The sequence below is a fragment of the Proteus sp. fly-1067 genome (assembly GCF_040139345.1).
In the GTDB taxonomy this organism is placed as follows: domain Bacteria; phylum Pseudomonadota; class Gammaproteobacteria; order Enterobacterales; family Enterobacteriaceae; genus Proteus; species Proteus vulgaris_B.
On sequence record NZ_JBEEUL010000192.1, the window covers coordinates 1 to 576 of the forward strand.

Below are 576 nucleotides of genomic sequence, written 5' to 3' on the forward strand. Positions count from 1 at the left end.
CTGAAATGATTATGATGACTGCGCGTTGGTGGCGTGCTTTAGGCATCAGTGGACATGTCACGTTAGAGTTGAACTCGATTGGCTCTTTAGAAGCTCGTGCACGTTATCGCGAAGCATTAGTTGAGTTCCTTGAGCAACATAAAGATAAACTCGATGAAGATTGCAAGCGTCGTATGTACACTAACCCAATGCGTGTTTTGGATTCGAAAAATAAAGATGTGCAGACATTACTTAATGACGCACCTGAATTGTTTGAATATTTAGATGATGAATCGCGAGAGCATTTCGATGGTTTATGTAAATTATTGGATGCGGCGGGTATTGGATATCGTGTCAATCAGCGCTTAGTTCGTGGTCTTGATTATTATAACCGCACCGTGTTTGAATGGGTAACAACGGCATTAGGTTCACAAGGTACAGTATGTGCCGGTGGTCGTTATGATGGCCTAGTTGAACAGTTGGGTGGCCGTGCAACACCAGCTGTTGGTTTTGCAATGGGTATGGAACGTATGGTTTTATTAGTTAAAGACCTTAACCCAAGTTTTACTGCTGATGAATCAGTGACCGATGTTTATT

At 42.4% G+C, this 576-nt stretch carries 1 protein-coding gene; it reads left to right on the forward strand.

Annotated elements, in window-relative coordinates; genetic code table 11:
- Window positions 1-576 (forward strand): ATP phosphoribosyltransferase regulatory subunit (locus ABN217_RS19940; RefSeq protein WP_349459958.1); only part of this gene is annotated, 576 nt, incomplete at both ends.